This is a genomic window from Bacillus sp. LBA3-1-1.1, assembly GCF_040676495.1.
GTDB lineage: Bacteria > Bacillota > Bacilli > Bacillales > Bacillaceae_G > Bacillus_A > Bacillus_A nitratireducens.
This window is the reverse complement of the sequence record NZ_JBEGIB010000002.1, coordinates 1-18,673: the sequence shown is the minus strand read 5'-3', so window position 1 is coordinate 18,673 and position 18,673 is coordinate 1. Positions and strand designations below refer to the sequence as shown.

Annotated in this window: 22 protein-coding genes; 11 read left to right on the top strand and 11 right to left on the bottom strand. The window is 36.3% G+C overall.

What is annotated here, in order from left to right:
• Positions 1–30: 30 nt before the first annotated feature.
• Positions 31–774 carry a DUF3298 and DUF4163 domain-containing protein gene (locus tag MRBLBA3_RS03280; RefSeq protein WP_000810380.1) on the bottom strand — a complete coding sequence of 248 codons (744 nt, stop codon included), beginning with the start codon at positions 772–774 and terminating at the stop codon, positions 31–33.
• 97 nt (positions 775–871) lie between these two features.
• On the opposite strand from MRBLBA3_RS03280, the gene MRBLBA3_RS03275 reads away from it, so the two are divergent.
• On the top strand, positions 872–1,255 hold the full coding sequence (locus MRBLBA3_RS03275) for a hotdog fold thioesterase (RefSeq protein WP_000047694.1): 384 nt from the start codon (positions 872–874) through the stop codon (positions 1,253–1,255).
• 39 nt (positions 1,256–1,294) lie between these two features.
• Here the strand turns inward: MRBLBA3_RS03275 and MRBLBA3_RS03270 are convergent, their stop codons facing one another.
• The gene (locus tag MRBLBA3_RS03270) at positions 1,295–2,671 is read right to left on the bottom strand and encodes a glycine--tRNA ligase (RefSeq protein ID WP_128281981.1); all 1,377 of its coding nucleotides are present in this window, start codon (positions 2,669–2,671) and stop codon (positions 1,295–1,297) included.
• 347 nt (positions 2,672–3,018) lie between these two features.
• A complete protein-coding gene (locus MRBLBA3_RS03265) occupies positions 3,019–3,732 on the bottom strand; it encodes a DNA alkylation repair protein (RefSeq protein ID WP_044740545.1) in 714 nt (237 codons plus the stop codon).
• A 118-nt stretch (positions 3,733–3,850) separates the two neighbouring features.
• On the opposite strand from MRBLBA3_RS03265, the gene MRBLBA3_RS03260 reads away from it, so the two are divergent.
• On the top strand, positions 3,851–4,318 hold the full coding sequence (locus MRBLBA3_RS03260; protein WP_363379730.1) for a hypothetical protein: 468 nt from the start codon (positions 3,851–3,853) through the stop codon (positions 4,316–4,318).
• A gap of 177 nt (positions 4,319–4,495) precedes the next feature.
• Here MRBLBA3_RS03260 and MRBLBA3_RS03255 read toward each other — a convergent pair whose 3' ends face one another.
• Entirely contained in the window at positions 4,496–5,821 is a 1,326-nt protein-coding gene (locus MRBLBA3_RS03255) for an ArsB/NhaD family transporter (RefSeq protein WP_128856443.1), read from the bottom strand.
• Positions 5,822–6,111: 290 nt separating this feature from the next.
• Between MRBLBA3_RS03255 and kapD the strand changes: the two genes are divergently transcribed.
• Complete coding sequence (kapD, locus tag MRBLBA3_RS03250; RefSeq protein ID WP_212088355.1) at positions 6,112–6,735, top strand: 3'-5' exonuclease KapD; 624 nt, start codon at positions 6,112–6,114, stop codon at positions 6,733–6,735.
• Between the two features lie 41 nt (positions 6,736–6,776).
• On the opposite strand, the gene MRBLBA3_RS03245 is transcribed toward kapD, so the two are convergent.
• A complete protein-coding gene (locus MRBLBA3_RS03245) occupies positions 6,777–7,160 on the bottom strand; it encodes a kinase-associated lipoprotein B (protein WP_016130772.1) in 384 nt (127 codons plus the stop codon).
• Between the two features lie 171 nt (positions 7,161–7,331).
• Between MRBLBA3_RS03245 and MRBLBA3_RS03240 the strand changes: the two genes are divergently transcribed.
• Positions 7,332–7,508 carry a hypothetical protein gene (locus tag MRBLBA3_RS03240; protein WP_000982769.1) on the top strand — a complete coding sequence of 59 codons (177 nt, stop codon included), beginning with the start codon at positions 7,332–7,334 and terminating at the stop codon, positions 7,506–7,508.
• Positions 7,509–7,576: 68 nt separating this feature from the next.
• A complete protein-coding gene (gene sodC / locus MRBLBA3_RS03235) occupies positions 7,577–8,116 on the top strand; it encodes a superoxide dismutase [Cu-Zn] (RefSeq protein ID WP_000746500.1) in 540 nt (179 codons plus the stop codon).
• A gap of 28 nt (positions 8,117–8,144) precedes the next feature.
• On the opposite strand, the gene MRBLBA3_RS03230 is transcribed toward sodC, so the two are convergent.
• The gene (locus tag MRBLBA3_RS03230) at positions 8,145–9,296 is read right to left on the bottom strand and encodes a MalY/PatB family protein (RefSeq protein WP_363379728.1); all 1,152 of its coding nucleotides are present in this window, start codon (positions 9,294–9,296) and stop codon (positions 8,145–8,147) included.
• Positions 9,297–9,413: 117 nt separating this feature from the next.
• Here MRBLBA3_RS03230 and MRBLBA3_RS03225 point away from each other — a divergent pair, with 117 nt between their 5' ends.
• A complete protein-coding gene (locus MRBLBA3_RS03225) occupies positions 9,414–9,665 on the top strand; it encodes a YugE family protein (RefSeq protein WP_000537628.1) in 252 nt (83 codons plus the stop codon).
• 65 nt (positions 9,666–9,730) lie between these two features.
• Here the strand turns inward: MRBLBA3_RS03225 and MRBLBA3_RS03220 are convergent, their stop codons facing one another.
• Complete coding sequence (locus MRBLBA3_RS03220; RefSeq protein WP_212088351.1) at positions 9,731–10,570, bottom strand: alpha/beta fold hydrolase; 840 nt, start codon at positions 10,568–10,570, stop codon at positions 9,731–9,733.
• Positions 10,571–10,679: 109 nt separating this feature from the next.
• Complete coding sequence (locus tag MRBLBA3_RS03215) at positions 10,680–11,672, bottom strand: 2-hydroxyacid dehydrogenase (protein ID WP_328022451.1); 993 nt, start codon at positions 11,670–11,672, stop codon at positions 10,680–10,682.
• Positions 11,673–11,790: 118 nt separating this feature from the next.
• Here MRBLBA3_RS03215 and MRBLBA3_RS03210 point away from each other — a divergent pair, with 118 nt between their 5' ends.
• The 3 genes from MRBLBA3_RS03210 to yugI all read left to right on the top strand — a co-directional run bounded on the left by MRBLBA3_RS03210 (position 11,791) and on the right by yugI (position 14,073).
• Entirely contained in the window at positions 11,791–12,288 is a 498-nt protein-coding gene (locus MRBLBA3_RS03210) for an Lrp/AsnC family transcriptional regulator (protein ID WP_000255687.1), read from the top strand.
• Positions 12,285–13,475: an aminotransferase gene (locus MRBLBA3_RS03205; protein ID WP_016130770.1), complete on the top strand. Its 1,191-nt coding sequence runs from the start codon at positions 12,285–12,287 to the stop codon at positions 13,473–13,475. Before MRBLBA3_RS03210 ends, MRBLBA3_RS03205 begins: the two co-directional genes overlap by 4 nt.
• Positions 13,476–13,728: 253 nt before the next feature.
• Complete coding sequence (gene yugI / locus MRBLBA3_RS03200) at positions 13,729–14,073, top strand: S1 domain-containing post-transcriptional regulator GSP13 (protein ID WP_000003767.1); 345 nt, start codon at positions 13,729–13,731, stop codon at positions 14,071–14,073.
• Positions 14,074–14,185: 112 nt separating this feature from the next.
• Here yugI and MRBLBA3_RS03195 read toward each other — a convergent pair whose 3' ends face one another.
• Entirely contained in the window at positions 14,186–14,419 is a 234-nt protein-coding gene (locus MRBLBA3_RS03195) for a DUF378 domain-containing protein (RefSeq protein WP_000105788.1), read from the bottom strand.
• A gap of 283 nt (positions 14,420–14,702) precedes the next feature.
• On the opposite strand from MRBLBA3_RS03195, the gene MRBLBA3_RS03190 reads away from it, so the two are divergent.
• On the top strand, positions 14,703–16,055 hold the full coding sequence (locus tag MRBLBA3_RS03190; protein WP_000103668.1) for a glucose-6-phosphate isomerase: 1,353 nt from the start codon (positions 14,703–14,705) through the stop codon (positions 16,053–16,055).
• Between the two features lie 108 nt (positions 16,056–16,163).
• Positions 16,164–16,577 (top strand): YugN-like family protein, encoded by a 414-nt coding sequence (locus MRBLBA3_RS03185; protein ID WP_000612348.1) that lies wholly within the window; start codon positions 16,164–16,166, stop codon positions 16,575–16,577.
• Here MRBLBA3_RS03185 and MRBLBA3_RS03180 read toward each other — a convergent pair.
• Positions 16,564–17,559 carry a potassium channel family protein gene (locus MRBLBA3_RS03180; protein WP_328022453.1) on the bottom strand — a complete coding sequence of 332 codons (996 nt, stop codon included), beginning with the start codon at positions 17,557–17,559 and terminating at the stop codon, positions 16,564–16,566. The two genes, MRBLBA3_RS03185 and MRBLBA3_RS03180, sit on opposite strands and share 14 nt — an antisense overlap.
• A 93-nt stretch (positions 17,560–17,652) precedes the next feature.
• A complete protein-coding gene (locus MRBLBA3_RS03175) occupies positions 17,653–18,333 on the bottom strand; it encodes an MgtC/SapB family protein (RefSeq protein WP_000386680.1) in 681 nt (226 codons plus the stop codon).
• Positions 18,334–18,673: the final 340 nt, after the last annotated feature.

The window sequence follows — 18,673 nt, the reverse complement described above, 5'->3', positions numbered from 1 at the left end:
TTTAGGTTAACATTATCGTAGCGAAAATATTTACTTGTTGTCAATCAAAATATTTTGATAAGAAGGCTTTAAGTAGTCTCTTAGCAACGTATATGGAATATGAAATTGCGGGATTCCGCTTGAATAAGGAGCAATCTCATATAAAGGGAAATAAATCACAAGATTATCTGGTTCTAAAAAATAATGAAACTTTTTTGTGCTCGTTACTTTTTCGACTGCATCAGGAAAATAAATGCCTTCATTTTGTTTAATTTGTCTTACAATCTCAGCACGGATTACTTCTTTATATTTATCTTCTTGTTGAAATAAATCGTCTAAGTGTAATAATTTTTTTTCGTTTAAATCAAATGTATGTGCTTTCCACGTATAAAGCCCATGCGCTCCGCCTGTATATTGATAGTAATTCACATATAGACTTAGAAAAGGTCGTTTGTTTAAAGCTACTTTATAGTCAACATTTGCAACGTATGGATGGAAAGGTGTACTAGATCCTTCTGTTTCTTTATAATATTTCTTCGCTTCTTTTTCTAATTTACTTTTAAATTTGGCAGTAGAGTTTTTGTAATAGGAATTCAGCTTATTTTGAAATTTTGAGTCAGAAAAGTTGTGAAAGGAAGGCCTATTAATTTGATATTCTATATAAGGTTTCTTACCTTTTTGCGTTACAGTCTGAACATCGATTGTCAGGTTAGATGCTTTGGCTGCTAGTGCACAATTTGGTACAATAGTCAGCAAGGAGAACATAAGCAATAGTATATAAAATTTCTGTTTCATTTAGGTGAAACCTCCTTATATAAGTGTTATAGGTAGTTTGAAAGTAAATAGGTAAAAATATACATTTAATTAAAAGTGAGGAAAAGGGGGAAACGATATGTCAAAAACTTTAATGGATTCGCTTGGAATTGAGTTGTTAGAGATGACAGAAGATAAGGTGGTTGCTACGATGCCTGTTGATGAGCGCACGCACCAGCCATTTGGATTTTTACACGGTGGTGCATCTCTTGCATTAGCAGAAACGGTAGCAAGCGTTGGTTCATACAATTTAATTGATCAAGAGAAATGTATTTGTTTTGGTTTAGAAATTAATGCAAATCATATTCGTTCAAAGAAAGATGGAATTGTAACAGCGATTGGTACACCGATACATAGAGGGCATTCAACGATGGTTTGGGATATTCGTATCATTGATGAAAACGACGATTTATTATGTATTTCAAGATGTACAGTAGCAATTAAAGAAAAACGTGAAAAATAAAAAAGAGGCAGCTCTTATGAGCAGCCTCTTTTTTTATAATTAGAACTGGATTTTCTTCTCTAAGAAACCTTTTAATTCGCTAATTGGCATACGAACTTGTTCCATTGTGTCACGGTCACGTACTGTAACAGCTTTGTCTTCAACTGAGTCGAAGTCGTATGTGATACAGAATGGTGTACCGATTTCGTCTTGACGACGGTAACGTTTACCGATAGAACCAGTTTCGTCAAAGTCTACCATGAAGTCTTTAGCTAGTTCTGCGAATACCTCAGTAGCACCTTCAGATAGCTTTTTAGATAATGGTAAGATCGCTGCTTTGTATGGTGCTAAAGCAGGGTGGAAACGAAGAACTGTACGAGAATCGTTTTCTAATTGCTCTTCTTCATATGCATCACATAAGAACGCTAATGTTACGCGGTCAGCACCTAGAGATGGCTCGATGCAGTACGGCACGTAACGCTCATTCGTTTGTGGATCGATATAGTTAAAGTCTTCGTTAGAGTGTTCCATGTGACGTTTTAAGTCGAAGTCTGTACGTGATGCAACGCCCCATAGTTCGCCCCAACCGAATGGGAATCTGAATTCAATATCAGTTGTTGCGTTACTGTAGTGAGATAATTCCTCTTCACCGTGGTCACGAAGACGCATGCTTTCTTCGTGCATACCAAGTGAAAGTAACCAGTTCTTACAAGTTTCACGCCAGAATGCGAACCACTCTAAATCTTCACCAGGCTTACAGAAGAATTCAAGTTCCATTTGTTCGAATTCACGTGTACGGAATGTGAAGTTACCAGGTGTGATTTCGTTACGGAAACTTTTACCGATTTGGCCGATACCAAATGGAAGCTTTTTACGCATAGAGCGTTGTACGTTTTTAAAGTTTACGAAAATACCTTGTGCTGTTTCAGGACGAAGGAAAATTTCGTTTGTGCTAGACTCTGTAACACCTTGGAATGTTTTGAACATTAAGTTGAACTGACGGATTTCAGTGAACTCTTCACTACCGCAATCAGGACATTTTACTTCATGTTCTTTCATTAAGTCAGCCATTTGGTCGAAAGTAAGACCATCAACAACCATTTCGATGCCTTTTGCATCTAATGCATCTTCAATTAATTTGTCAGCACGGTGACGAGCTTTACATTTTTTACAGTCGATCATTGGATCGTTGAAGTTACCAACGTGACCAGAAGCGATCCAAGTTTTTGGGTTCATTAAAATAGCTGCATCTAAACCAACGTTGTGTGGAGATTCTTGAATGAACTTTTTCCACCAAGCTTTTTTAACGTTATTTTTTAATTCTATTCCAAGTGGACCGTAATCCCATGTGTTTGCAAGACCACCGTAAATTTCAGAACCAGGGAAAACGAAACCGCGATGTTTCGCTAAGTTTACAACTTGTTCCATTGAATACATAATAAAATCCTCCTTTTGAAAGTTAACGTATTTGCGATGACGTACTCTGGTACTTGTGAAACGAGCAGTATATGCTTTAAAAAAACATAAAAAAACGCTCATCCCAAGGCTTATTTGCCTAGGGACGAGCGTTTGCCCGCGGTTCCACCCTAGTTGATGCACAAAATGCGCATCCACTTTATAATGTATTGCTCGAGACTGCCGTTTCCTTGCGGCTTCAGGCTTTCACTATCCCCAAATCGCTTTTTGTGCAAGTACTTATAAGTCCGTCATCGCTACTTATATTAATAATAATGAACATATTCTAACACGTTCTTTTTTAAATCTCAATAGAGGAACGTGTCTATCTATGATAGAGTCTCGCCTATTTTTTCATTATTTATTCCGTAGTTTTGTTTAATGTGTTTAATTGCTTCACGTTTACTAAGTGAAGCAAGCTCGTTAGTTTGAACGTATTCCCATACTACATCTGGCTTTGTTTTTGCATATTCACGAAGGACCCAGCCAATTGCTTTTTGAATGAAAAATTCTTTTGAAGAATGTAGTTGTCCGATAATCCAGAAAAGAAGTTCTTCATCCATCTTTTGTTTATATTTTAGCTGGAATAAAATTGCGGCACGTTGTAACCATATGTTATCTGATGCAATCCACTTTGGAATATATGCGGAAATTAATTCTGGATGTTTTAAAAAGATATTGCCTAAAAATGTAGGGACAATGCTATCAACAGAGTCCCACCAAGATTTTGTGACAATAAGTTCTTCTAGAAATGGGATATGAGTTTCGTTTATATGCTTTTTATATTTTTGCATAATATCAAGTGCAGCAGCCTGAAATTCACGTTCTGGTAAATCCCAAAGCTCACGTACGATAATTTGGAAGTCTTTTTTATCTGGGAGAGTATGTATTTGAATAACGTCTTTCAATAATTGTCTTCTTTCAGGTGTTTGAATACCGAGAAACGGGAAGTGATTTTTCATATAACGTGCCATTGGTTCTGCTTTTTCTGGGTTTTGATTTGCTGTGAAGTGCTCTTGTAATGCTTTTACAAATGGATGCATAAGTACGTTCTCCTCTCTTATTATCTTTCTTATTTTATTATACAGAGAGTTTGGGTGAATTTTAAAACATAACTTGCAATGTAATGAAATATGTTGAGAGTAGAGAGGAGAGGATAAGATGGAAGATCAAAGCGTACTAGCAGGTTTCTTTGCTCTTAGTTTTGCGTTTATTGTTGTTATATTAATTTGGGCAATTATTTCGTATTTGTTAACGGCTTTTGCACTTTATACGATGGCGAAAAATGATGGGGCGACGGATGGTGTTCTTGCTTTTATTCCTTTTTTAAATAGTAAGACGTGGGGTGACTTGGCAAAAGACAAATTACCAGATTTCTTAAAAGAAGAAGCAGGGTGGAAAGTATTCGGCATATATGTCGCATGTTTCATTTTTAATTTCGTACCAATTATAAGTTTACTAGCAACAGCTGTATCGATTGTGTTGTCCATTTATCTCATCTACGCTATTTTAGACAGATACGGAACGAACTCTATATTATTTACAATTATTCATACAATCACGTTTTCGATTTTCTTGCCGATTCATTTGTTCATTATTCGGAATGAGCCGGTGAGATATAACGAGTAGATATATGTAGGGAGCTGTTCCAAAGATGTTTTGGAACGGCTCTTTATCGGTAAATCGATATTTTGTGTAAAATCGTTGATATATTGTGATTTGTGATAGATATATTCGAAAAATCATTAATATAATCTCATTTACCAAGAGAAAAAGGGCTGCCACATAGGACAGCCCTTTTTTCTACTACATAAGGTAGCGTAAATAAATGTAAATGTGAGAAATGATTAATGAAACGATCATAATTGGAAAGCCGACTTTAAGGAATTCCATGTAGCTGAATTTATGTCCTTCACGACTTGCGATTCCGGCTACGATTACGTTAGCAGAAGCCCCAATTAATGTTCCGTTTCCACCTAGGCAAGCACCTAATGCTAATGCCCACCATAGTACATCGATTTGTGCGTCAGAAGGTGATAAACCTAGCCCAACTGCCATATCGTTAATAAGTGGGATCATTGTTGCAACGAATGGAATGTTATCGATTGTTGCAGAGGCGATACCAGATACCCATAGAATAAGGATAGATGCTTGAGAAATATCCCCGCCGGTTATTCCGATTACTTTTTGAGCTAACGTTTTGATAAGACCGATATCGATAAGTCCTCCAACGAGTACGAATAGTCCCGCGAAGAAGAAGATTGTTACCCATTCTACGCTAGCGAATACTTCTTCAATTTCATGTTCTTTCACACCGATTAACATAAGAACAGTAGCACCAGTTAAGGCGATGATAGCTGCATCAATATGGAAAATAGAATGAGTCATGAAACCTACAATCGTAAGTCCAAGTACTGTTAAAGATTTTTTCATTAATACTGGGTCTTTAATGTATTGTTTTTCATCTAAGCTCATTAATTTCTTAATTTGTACAGGGTCAGCAATTAATTGCTTACGGTACATGAAGTAAAGCATTGTTGCTGTTACTGCAATGATAATAATTACGATTGGTGCTAAGTTTAGTAAGAAAGCATTGAAATCTAAATGTTTATTTGCAGAACCAATCATAATATTTGGTGGATCACCAATTAATGTTGCTGTTCCTCCGATATTTGAAAAAATAATTTCAGAAAGTAAATATGGAACAGGATTTACTTGTAAGATGCGCGTAATAGATAAAGTAACTGGAACAACAAGAAGTACTGTTGTAACGTTATCTAAAAATGCGGAGCCAAGCGCGGTAAGTAAGGAAAGTGAAATTAAAATTTTAATTGGATTTCCTTGAGCTCCTTTTGCAGCTTTAATGGCAACGTATTGGAAGACACCTGACTTACTTGTAATATTTACCAGTATCATCATACCGATGAGTAACGTAATAGTTCCCCATTCAATATGTTTCGTAAAGGCATTGTGTAAGTCAACGACCCCTGCAATCACCATGAATGCTGCACCAAGAAGTGCGATGACAGCACGGTTAATTTTTTCAGAAATAATAATGGCATATGTAATTAAAAAGACTGCGATAGCGAAATAATACTGCCAGTTTGCGAGCTCTTGCGTTGTTTCGTGCAAAACTCTCATCTCCTTTCATTCACTTTTCTTAGTGTGTCAAAAAATTAACTAGATGAAACACACATAACGTCATTATAAAGTAGAAAAATGGCGGATGTAAATGAAAGGGTTTATTTTGTCATATTTTCTGCATAGGTCATTTTTTCTTATTTTTAAAAATATTTGTGGGCATTTGACATATATATAAGATACATCCAATCTGAATATTTCAAATGGAATCAGCATTCGAGCTTGTTCGTGAAGGAGTGTCAAATAGAAAGGAATGACAAAGATGATAAGGAAGGGATCGTATGGATGAACAACGATTTTTATTTTTAGACTTTGAGTTTACGATGCCCCAGCATAGAAAAAAGCCAAAAGGTTTTTTCCCAGAAATTATCGAGGTAGGACTCGTTTCAGTTGTTGGTTGTAAGGTGGAAGATACGTATGCAGCACATGTCAGGCCAAAAACATTTCCGTCCTTAACGGATCGATGTAAAAAATTTTTAGGAATTAAACAGGAAGTAGTGGACAAAGGAATTTCTTTTCATGAACTTGTTGAGAAACTTGCAGAATATGAAAAGAGGTGTAAACCGACAATTGTAACGTGGGGAAATATGGATATGAAAGTCTTAAAGCATAACTGCGAAATGGCGGGCTTAGAATTTCCATTCTTTGGACAGTGTCGTGATTTATCGCTTGAGTATAAGAAGTTTTTTGGAGAGAGAAATCAAACAGGACTATGGAAAGCAATTGAGGCGTATGGAAAAGCAGGAACAGGAAAGCATCATTGTGCGCTTGATGATGCGATGACGACATATAATATTTTTAAGTTAGTAGAAAAAGATAAAGAGTATTTAGTCAAACCAGCACCTCCGACATTAGGGGAACTTGTTGATTTTTCGAAAGTGTTAAAGAACGTGAGTACACAGTAACGACCAAATTGCACAGTATGTAATTTGGTCGTTTTGTTTTTTTAAAGTTTGTAGTCTTTTTTTAACTGCTGAAGTGTTTCTAGACTACGCCCCGCAAAAGGTGAATCATCTTCAGAAAATGAATTCATTTGCGTTTCTAATGCTAATTTTAGTGACTCTGTATAATCTGGAATTTCCCCTTCATATTTCTTCACCATTTGCTCTGGAATGTTCGTCTGTTCACGAAAAGCTAAAGCGCGTCTTTCATGGAAGAATGGTACGTCAGCTTGTTTTACATTATGTAAATCCCCTTGCACCGGATGTTTTAAAACAGCTAATACTTTTACGACGTAACTGCCAGGACGGCTATTTGTAATTTCGCCTATGTATTTTCCCGTTTTATAAATACCCGTAACGATTTCACCAATTTCAAATGTTTCTCTCATATTTTTCACCTCAAGTTTATAGTAAGGAAAGTATAAGAAGGAGTCAAAGAAATCAGTTGATTTTTGAATGTCCTTGAGAATATGACAGGCTTCAACTATAATTTAAAATGATATGACAGAAAATTCTGGTGTTGATTCTTTTCATAAATTCCCTGATAAGGAGTGTTGTATATGATGCCTTTATATTTTCCTGAAGATAAAACGGAGTATATTATTCCAGGTATTGTTTGCGTTCTATTTATCGTCGGTGCGGTTGCTACGTGGCGTATGTTTATTCGTGTATCAAAACGAGAAGCAGAGCGATTGCAGAAAGTAGAAGAAAAGCTTTTAGCTGAAAAGAAACAGTAATTCATTTTTGTATGTTTCCCTCTATGCTCGGACAATCTAAGGGCAGAAAGTATTTTGGAGGGAATAGAATGAAAAAACGGCTTTTTTTCAGTTGTTGTTTATTATTTCTAATGGCGGGTTGTGACCAAGGGAAGCCGAAAGAAATTGATGTGAAATTACATAATGCTTCAGGTGATGAAGTTGGGACTGCAAAAGTAGCTCAGCAAACAAGTGGAGTGAAAATTACGATCAAAGCGGAAGGGTTTACACCAGGGCCACACGGGCTACATGTACACGAAATCGGAGAGTGTAAAGCGCCTAGTTTTGAATCATCTGGGAATCATTTTAATCCAGATAATAAAAAACATGGGCTCCTCAATCCGAAAGGTGCGGAAAATGGTGATTTACCGAATGTAGTGGCGGATGGTTCTGGGAAGATTAAAGCAGAAATCGATGCGCCGCATATAACGCTTGAAGAAGGAAAAACGACGATTCATAGAAAAGATGGGGCGTCTATTATTATTACAGAAAACGCTGATGATGGCATGACACAACCAGTAGGAAAATCTGGTGACCGAATTGCTTGTGGTGTTATTGTTAAAAAAGCGTCGGATATGAAGAAAAAGTAGAAGCTACCGTGAAAGGTAGCTTTTGTTGTTATGAGAATGTATGGTGTAGTCTGTTTAAAATTTCTTCTAAAACAGATCGTGGGCAGCCGATGTTAATTCGGATATGGGTTTCCCCACCTGTCCCGTATTTCTCACCAGGTTCAACGATGATTTTACCTTTCTCTTCAAGTAATGCTGTTCGTTCATCTTGAGAAAGGTTCAAGCGGGAACAATCAATCCACAGTAAAAAACTACCTTCTGGTTTAATTACAGAAAGAGCTGGTATGTGATTTTGAATATACTCACAAGCAAATTGAGCATTATCTTCAACGTACAATCGAATTTCATTTAGCCAATCATTACATTCTGTATACGCGCTTTGCATTGCTGTATAAGCAAATGTATTTAATCCGTGGAATCCTTGTCTATGTTGGATAGACATAAAGGCATTACGGAGATTTTCATTCGGAATAATAATGATTGATGCTTGTAATCCAGCGATATTAAATGTTTTGCTCGGAGCCATACAAGTAATAGTGCATGCTGCTAATTCTTCAGATAAAGAAGCAAACGGTGTATGAGTATGGCCTTTATAAATAATATCGGCGTGAATTTCATCGGCGACAACGGTTACATTATATTGCGTACATAACGAACCGAGCTTTGTTAGTTCATCTTTCGTCCAAACACGTCCAATAGGATTGTGAGGGCTGCAAAGAAGCATTAGTTTTACACCTTGTTTAAATTGAGTTTCTAGATGCTCGAAGTCTATCTTATATGTGCCATTTTGTTTAAACAAGGGACTCTCACATAATTGTCTATTATTTGTTTTGACCATTTCAAAAAATGGTGGGTAAATAGGAGGTTGTATAAGTACAGATTCTCCTTCTTGCGTTAATGCTTGTATGCTTGTACTAAGAGCTGGAACGATGCCTGCACTAAATACAATCCACTCTTTTTTTATATCCCAATCGTATTGGCTTTTTGTCCAATCGCAAATAATATCCCCAATATTTTCTGGAGGAATTGTATAGCCGAAAATAGGATGTTCTATACGCTGTTGTAATGCAGTTTGAATTGGTTTTGGTACTTCAAAATCCATATCTGCAATCCAGGCATGGAGAAGTTCTTCGTTTTTATATGTATCCCATTTTGTACTGTGTGTACCACGCCGATTTACCGTTTTATGAAATAGTTGCATATGTTTGCCCCCTTCTTCTGTAAAACCGTTAAGTTATGAAAGTTCTCTCTCTTCTTATAGAATAGCTGATGTGATAGGATAAAGAAAAGTATTAAAAAGTGAAAAGGCGGGAAGCGAATGGGTACATATGAAAAGATGATAGAGTTTGTGAAAAATTGGGATCCGTTTCAAATGGGGCCGGAGTTTTATGAAACAGAAGCGAGCGATGTTGTGAACGTCGTAAGTGTGTTTGACGATCCAAAATACATCGCAAAAAAGATTCAACATATATACTTTATGTCTTTTGAGGAAGTACCAGCGCTTGAAAAATGTGAGAAGTTAGCCGTGGAATTACTTGTAATAAAAGAAGGCGGAAGTTGTTCATTGTAGGCTGTCGGAATTTACGACAGCCTTTTTGTTTATTTTAGTTCGTTCGGATTGATTAAAGTTGCGCTTCACAGTGCGGAAAACGTCATGATTTCTTCATAAACATGCTCGGGCTTTTCTTCTGGTAGTAAGTGCCCTGTATTTTCGTAAGAGATAAATGTTGAATTAGGTAAATCTTTATGGAGACGGTGTCCTACATGTACAGGGACGACGCGATCTTTTTCACCCCAAATGAGTAATACTGGTGTTTCGATTTTTTGTAATTCAGTTGAAGATAGGTCACCTTCACGGTCTCTTATCATTCGAGTTAAGGCAGGGAATATACGATCATCATAAAAAGGAGCGGAGTAACCTTCTTTCATTTCATCGTCAATTAATGAGTGATCATGAACGACATTCATTAAGTTGTGAACAATACCGCGCCGTATAATCCAGTTCTTTACGTATAAATGAAAGAACGGTAAATAAGAAGAATACATTAAAGGGAAGTTTGCGCGTGCTAAATAGCTAGAGCTACATAGTAAAATCGTCTTTGAGATTAGTTCAGGACGTATACGGTTTACATAGAGAGAAATTTGCCCACCCATAGAATGACCAACTAATACAATATTTGAGAGAGATAAATGTTCAATTAAATCGATAATAATCGTTGCTAAATTGTGATAAGAATACTTAAAGAGATGAGATTTATCACTTTTTCCGAATGGTGGTAAGTCAAGGGCGATTACTGTGCCTTCCTTTGTTAGTAAAGGAATGAGTCGTCGATAGCTAAATGAGGAAGATAAGAAGCCGTGAACGAGTACGAAAGTAGGTCGCTCTTTTTTATTATTATGTTCATACAATTCGTAATGAATAGTAGTGCCGCGAGTGGAAAAAGTGAAGTAAGGGCATTTGCATTCATGGTTCATTTTTTGTCACTCCATTGATTTTTGTTCATATCATCTCCAGGTAAGAAAAAAATATGTTAACAAAAAAAGGCAAGATGACGATGTCATCTTGCCTTTCGTTTATTCATTATTACCCACGAACAATATTAGGTGGTGTTTTTCCTTGTAATCCTGCAACTAAATTTTCAGCAGCTGTCATTGCCATTTGCTGCCGAGTTTTTAATGTTGCAGATCCGATGTGCGGTAAAGTTACAACATTTTGTAATGATAAGAGAGGATTATCTTTTTGGATAGGCTCTTGTGTAAATGTGTCGATGCCGGCTGCAAATATTTTCTTTTCTGTTAATGCATGAATTAATGCAGTTTCATCTACTGTTTTCCCGCGAGAGGCATTAATGAAAATTGCTGTTTCTTTCATTAATGAAAATTCCTTTTCACCAATAAGATGATACGTTTCATCTGTTAATGGAGTAAGAAGAATAATAAAATCAGATTGTTTGATTAGAGTTTGTAAATCACAATATGTAGCATCAAATTTTTGTTCAGCTTCTTCTTTACGGCGACGGTTATAATAAAGGACATTCATATCAAATCCGAATTTCGCTCGTTTTGCGACAGCTTCTCCAATTCGTCCCATTCCGATAATACCGATCGTACTATGATGTACATCTAGTCCGAAGTGTTCTTTTCCGATTTCAGCATTCCATTCACCATTTTTTACATAGGAATTGAGTTCGCAAACACGGCGACTAGCAGATAACATAAGAGCGAAAACGAGATCTGCTACTGTATCATCTAATACATATGGTGTATTCGTTCCGATGACATTTCGCTTTTCCATCGCTGTTAAATCAAAATTATCGTAACCAACAGAAATGTTACTCACTACTTTTAAGTTAGGAGCTACATCTAACAATTCTTCATTAATAGCAGATCCGAAATTTAATAACCCATCTTTATCTTTTATTTTCTCCAATAGAATATCACGAGGTACTTTCTCGTTTTGATCCCATTGTTCAAAATCACAGTGTTCTGATAAATAGTTTTCTACAAATGTTGGAACTGGTTCGGCAATATATACTTTTGGTTTCACGGTTCCATCCCCTTTCGCTTTATCACGCATTTTTCCGCTGATTAAAGTTTCACTTCATTTTGACATAATTCTCTAAAAAAATCTTCTTTTCAAACAGGAAAAGGTATTTGTATAATTTAGACACAAACGAAAAGGAAGGATGATTTATATGGTGACAGAAAAAGAATTAGAGTTATTAGCTTGTCTTGAAAAGAATAGTCGTTTATCTGTAGATACATTAGCGAAGCTGTTAAATATAGAAGTAGAAGAAGTGAAGAAGATTGTTGCGAAATTAGAAAGTGAAAAGATTATTGTGGACTATGTAACACATATCGATTGGACAAAAGTGAAAGAACATACTGGTTTAACAGCGATGATTGATGTGAAAGTTACGCCAAAGCACGGCGTTGGGTTCGATGCGGTTGCTGAACAAATTTATCGTTATTCAGAAGTGAAATCCGTGTATTTAATGTCAGGGACATATGATCTTTCTATTACATTAGAAGGGAAGACAATGGGAGAAGTAGCGATGTTTGTTTCTGAGAAATTAGCAACGATTGAATCTGTCGTTTCTACGACAACACATTTCATTTTGAAGAAGTATAAACATGAAGGAATTATTTATGAAAAAAACGATGATGATAAGCGAATTGTGGTGACACCATGAAGCAATTTGAACTATCTAGAGCGGCAGAATCTTTACAACCATCTGGTATTCGAAAGTTTTTCGATTTAGCAGCAAATATGAAAGGTGTTATTTCCCTTGGGGTAGGAGAGCCAGACTTTGTTACACCTTGGAATGTAAGGCAAGCATGTATTCGTTCTTTAGAACAAGGATATACGTCATATACAGCAAATGCAGGATTATTGGAGCTCCGTCAAGAAATAGCAAAGTATCTAAAAAAACAATTTGCAGTATCTTATGATCCAAACGATGAAATCATTGTTACGGTTGGAGCAAGCCAGGCGTTAGATGTAGCGATGCGCGCCATTATAAATCCTGATGATGAAGTGATCATTATTGAACCGAGCTTCGTTTCTTATGCACCGCTTGTATCATTAGCTGGAGGAGTTCCAGTTCCTGTAGCGACTACTTTAGAAAACGAGTTTAAAGCACAACCAGAACAAATTGAAGCGGCTATTACAGCGAAAACAAAGGCAATATTACTTTGCTCCCCCAATAACCCAACAGGTGCAATGTTAAACAAATCCGAATTAGAAAAGCTAGCAGTTATTGTTGAGAAGTATAATTTAATCGTGTTATCTGATGAAATTTATGCAGAGCTTGTATATGACGAAGTGTATACAAGTTTCGCGAGCATTCAAAACATGCGTGAACATACGATTTTAATTTCAGGATTTTCAAAAGGATTTGCGATGACAGGATGGCGTCTTGGGATGATTGCAGCCCCTGTTCAATTTTCAGAATTAATGCTCAAAATCCATCAATATTCAATGATGTGTGCACCAACGATGTCTCAATTTGCAGCACTTGAAGCATTACGTGGGGGAAATGATGAAGTAATTCGAATGAGAGATAGCTATAAGAAACGCCGTAACTTTATGGCGGCATCTTTCAATGAAATGGGCTTAACATGTCATGTACCAGGCGGGGCATTTTATGTTTTCCCTTCTATAGCTTCAACCGGACTATCTTCAGCAGAATTTGCAGAACAATTATTATTAGAAGAACAAGTGGCTGTTGTTCCTGGAAGTGTGTTTGGTGAGAGTGGTGAAGGATTCATTCGTTGTTCATATGCAACATCGCTTGAGCAACTTATGGAAGCGATGAAGAGAATGGAACGGTTCATAGAGAATAAAAAAAGGACAAAACATAATACGTTTTGTCCATAAAAGGGGGGGAATACTAGAAAGCCATGTGTTAGTATTCTATCCTAATATTGGAGAATTATACGTATTACAGGAAATTTTTTCGTGAATTTTGAATGAGTTCTATCATAGTGGTATAATTTACTAATATAAGGTGTGAGTATCCTCGGTATTTTACTTAAGGTACTTATTCACCAATCGGATATTTAATAATAAGTACATCTGTTTTGCAATCTACATTTGTAGAGAAAATGGTAAACGTATGGGAGTGTTTCATATGTCAGAACAATATACAACAGGAGTGGTTGTAACAGGGAAAGTGACTGGGATTCAAGATTACGGTGCGTTTGTAGCGTTAGATGCAGAAACACAAGGACTTGTGCATATATCTGAAATTACAAATGGATATGTAAAGGATATTCATGACTTTTTGAAAGTCGGCGATACAGTAGAAGTAAAAGTACTTTCAATTGATGAAGAGCACAGAAAAATGAGTTTATCGTTAAAAGCGGCGAAAAGAAAACAAGGAAGGATTCTTATACCGAATCCATCTAAGGACGGGTTTAATACGTTGCGAGAAAAGCTGACAGAATGGATTGAAGAGTCCGAGTTAACAAAGTAAAAGAGGAGCGCATATGAGCGTTCCTCTTTTACTTTATCTTATGATATATATATTTGCAAATATGATTGCATGCAATCATATTCGTATGTCGGAGGTGAAGAGGACATACTGGTTATCGAATTTCGTTTGTTTCTGGGTGTGTACCAAGATTTTCAGATGGTTTAAAGAGTAAACCAAGATTGATAAGCCCAGATATACCAACGATGCCGTAAATAATACGTGCGAGAGCTGAGTTTTGTCCGCCGAAAATGGCTGCTACTAAGTCAAACTGGAAGAACCCGATTAGTCCCCAGTTTACAGCGCCAATTACAGTAAAGACTAATGCGATACGTTGCAATGTACTCATGAAAAAGCCCCCCTTAATTGTGAAGCATGAGCAAGCGCTGAGTTAATAAGAAAATTTAACTCCTTTATAGAATGGTGTAGTTTGGGTGTTTTTATACATAAAAAATGTACGGAAAAGGATGTATATACATCTATACCGAAAAATGTGAATTTTTATGCAAAAAATGAACTTTTTCTAAAAAATAAATAATGGTTACGTTTACAATTGTTGAATCGCTTGATTTACAACTTTAGTTTCGCTAAAGTGAATACAGAAATACATATACATAATTGGAGGGAAAAAGATGAGTACACATGTAACGTTCGACTATTCTAAAGCGTTATCCTTCATCGGTGAAAATGAACTAACTTATTTACGTGATGCAGTAAAAGTAACACACCATGCAATCCACGAAAAAACTGGAGCTGGGAACGATTTCCTTGGGTGGGTAGAGCTTCCGCTTCAATATGACAAAGAAGAATTTGCTCGCATTCAAAAATGCGCAGAAAAAATTAAAAATGACTCTGACATTTTACTTGTTGTAGGTATCGGTGGTTCTTACCTAGGAGCACGTGCAGCAATTGAAATGTTAAACCATTCTTTCTACAACACGCTTTCTAAAGAACAACGTAAAACTCCACAAGTGCTATTTGTTGGACAAAACATTAGCTCCACTTACATGAAAGATTTAATGGACGTACTAGAAGGTAAAGACTTCTCTATTAACGTTATTTCCAAATCAGGTACAACAACAGAGCCTGCAATCGCATTCCGTATTTTCCGTAAATTATTAGAAGAGAAGTATGGAAAAGAAGAAGCTCGCAAACGTATTTATGCAACTACAGATAAAGCGCGTGGTGCCTTAAAAACATTAGCTGATAACGAAGGTTACGAAACATTCGTAATTCCAGATGATGTTGGCGGCCGTTTCTCTGTATTAACGCCAGTTGGTTTATTACCAATCGCGGCAAGTGGCTTAAATATTGAAGAGATGATGAAAGGTGCAGCTGCTGGTCATGATGACTTCGCGACATCAGAACTGGAAGAAAACCCAGCTTACCAATACGCAGTAGTTCGTAATGCCCTATATAATAAAGGGAAAACAATTGAAATGCTTGTTAACTATGAGCCAGCACTTCACTACTTCTCTGAGTGGTGGAAACAGTTATTTGGTGAAAGTGAAGGAAAAGATCAAAAAGGTATTTTCCCATCTTCAGCAAACTTCTCAACTGACTTACACTCATTAGGTCAATACATTCAAGAAGGTCGCCGTGATCTATTCGAAACAGTTCTTAAAGTAGGTAAATCTACACACGAACTAAAAATCGAATTAGATGACAACGATTTAGATGGATTAAACTATCTTGCTGGTGAAACGATAGACTTCGTAAACACGAAAGCATACGAAGGTACATTACTTGCACATAGCGATGGCGGAGTACCAAACTTAATCGTAAACATCCCTGAATTAAATGAATACACATTTGGTTACCTTGTATACTTCTTCGAAAAAGCGTGTGCGATGAGCGGTTATTTATTAGGCGTAAATCCATTTGACCAACCAGGAGTAGAAGCATACAAGAAAAACATGTTTGCTTTACTTGGTAAACCAGGATTTGAAGAATTAAAAGCAGAATTAGAAGAGCGTTTAAAATAATGAAAAGCGATCGGGTCTCCGATCGCTTTTTGTTATTTTACGGAAAGGTACATCGGTATATTCAAACTAGAATGGGTATGCTAAAGGAAAAGTCTAGGAGGGATGGGCTTGATTCCGATTCAATCAAATTTAGAAGGACGTACATATGCGTTATATAAGTTAGAAGAGGTTATGAAACCACTTGGATATAGTATTGGCGGCAATTGGGATTATGATAAAGGATGCTTTGATTATAAAATTGACGAAGAAGAAGGGTATCAATTTTTACGCGTACCATTTACAGCAGTGGATGGAGAACTAGATGTGCCTGGTGTAATAGTCCGTCTTGAAACACCGTATATTCTTTCGCACGTATATCAAGACGAACTAGATGATAATGTTAATGCTTTAACAGCTGGAACGAGTGGATTGGATCAATTTGCGGAGCCGCAAGATCCAGATGGAGATGTGAAAAGAAAGTATGTCAATATTGGTAAAGTATTGGTACAAGAACTAGAAAATCATTTTTTTAATGGTGAATAACAATGAGTATGTCGCTTTCGATGAGAATGGAAGAATGAACTGGATTGATCATATATTGCTCGTCGCGCTTTACGCCTAGTAAGAGAATGTTTTGCTTTAAAAGAGTATAGCTACAATTCGCAAAGGATTGTCCGGTGCAGGACGGGGGAATTTCCATCAGTTGTAATTTGTTATCAGAGATTTCATCGTAAAGTGAGAATAGTACACCTGAAATAGAAGGGAATAAAAGAGAAGCAGTAAATACATAGCTCGTTAATTTATTTCCTTCTATAATTTCTGATACGCCAGCTCGCGTTGCATTTTGAATTTGATTAGAAGTAAGAAGTTCAGCGATGCAGTGAATGTTTGGATTAAGTCCTTTTGCAGTTAAAATATTCAAAATGGATTCTGTATCTGCTAAGCTTTCGTTCTTCTCTTTGTCCGCTGTTATTAATATAGTGTGAGCTGTTGTGATGTTAGCTTTTAATAAAGTTTGATCGTGATGTGGACAACCTTTTATAAATTCTAAATGATGAAATGGCTTTGGAAGTAAAGAAAGTGTTTCATCAATTAAAACGATATCAAGGTTCGGTTGTAATATGTGCATTTGTTTTACAACATGTTTTGCTCGCTCATTCCAGCCTACGATAATCATATGACCATTAGAGGTAGCAGCGTCTTCTCCTTTAATTTTCATATATTGTTTATTAATCATGTCGGTGGCGAATAGAACCATATAATAAGAACAAAATCCAGTTCCTAATAGAATAATACCTATACCAATAAGTTTTCCTATCGTTGTATGGGGGGCAAAATCGCCGTATCCAACGGTGAAGATGGTGACGATTGACCACCAAACCCCGTCGAACCATGTGGTGAAGTGAGCTGGCTCGAGTGTATGTATAAGAAAGCCAGAAAAAGCAGTAAGTACAATAATAAAACAAATTAAACGAAAAATAATGGAATCACGAAATGTATCTACTAAATTCGCGCGGGATTTCAAATTCTTATTCCTCCTTACTTTGCAGGACTACATTCATTGTTACCATTATAGAAAAAAGAAAAACTCTCTAATTAAAAAGAGAGTTTTTTCATATTACATACTTTCTACTTCAGTTTGTTGAACACTTTCAAGGTGCTGAAGAGCATAATAAACATCAGCAGTATGTCTTTTTTGATCGATAGACAATTTCAAATGTAAATAGTGCGAACCATTTTCCAATGTTTTGAGCTTCATGTTCTTAACTTTTATATCCATTTCTTTTATTTCTTCAATTACGGTCGGGATATTGTCCATATTTCGTACAACAAGTTTCACTGCGATATCACGTTGACGAAATGATCTAGGACCGACGAATTTCATCGTTAATGGTATAAGTTCTACACTAATCATAAGGAAACACATCCCGAAAATCGCTTCGATATAGAATCCGGCTCCAACGGCAATACCAATACCGGAAGCACCCCAAATCATAGCAGCAGTCGTTAGCCCTGCAATACTATCATTTCCTCTTCTTAAAATAACACCAGCACCTAAAAAACCGATTCCTGATACGATTTGTGCAGCAAGTCGAAGTGGATCCATATTCATATGATCGGTATGCGGTAAGTTGTAAGCTGCTTTAATAGAAACAATCGTCAGGAGGCAACTAATTATAGAAATAACTAAACACGTTTTTAAACCAAGTGGTTTACGTTTTAATTCGCGCTCTAAACCGATGGCGAATCCTAAAATAGCTGAAAGACCTAGTTTGATTAATAAATCGGTGTAGTCCATATATATTCCTCCTTGTATGATATGGTATATGAATAAAACATTTATATAGAAAGAAATGTTTTTGGGTAGAGTGACTTTATATAGAATATATGTAGGAATTACTTATACATGAAAGAGATATTTCGTTTAAGTATATGATATTAAAAAAGAAATGTAGTTACTTTAAAAAAAGTTTTCAAAAGGTGTTGCATTTCATTTTTCTGCATGATATATTAATAACCGTCGCTGATGCGGAAACGCAGAAAACGACAAAAAAGAAATTAAAAAACTTAGTTGACATCGAAAAACGAAGATGTTAACATAAGGAAGTCGCAAATGAGCGACCAAGTAGTTCTTTGAA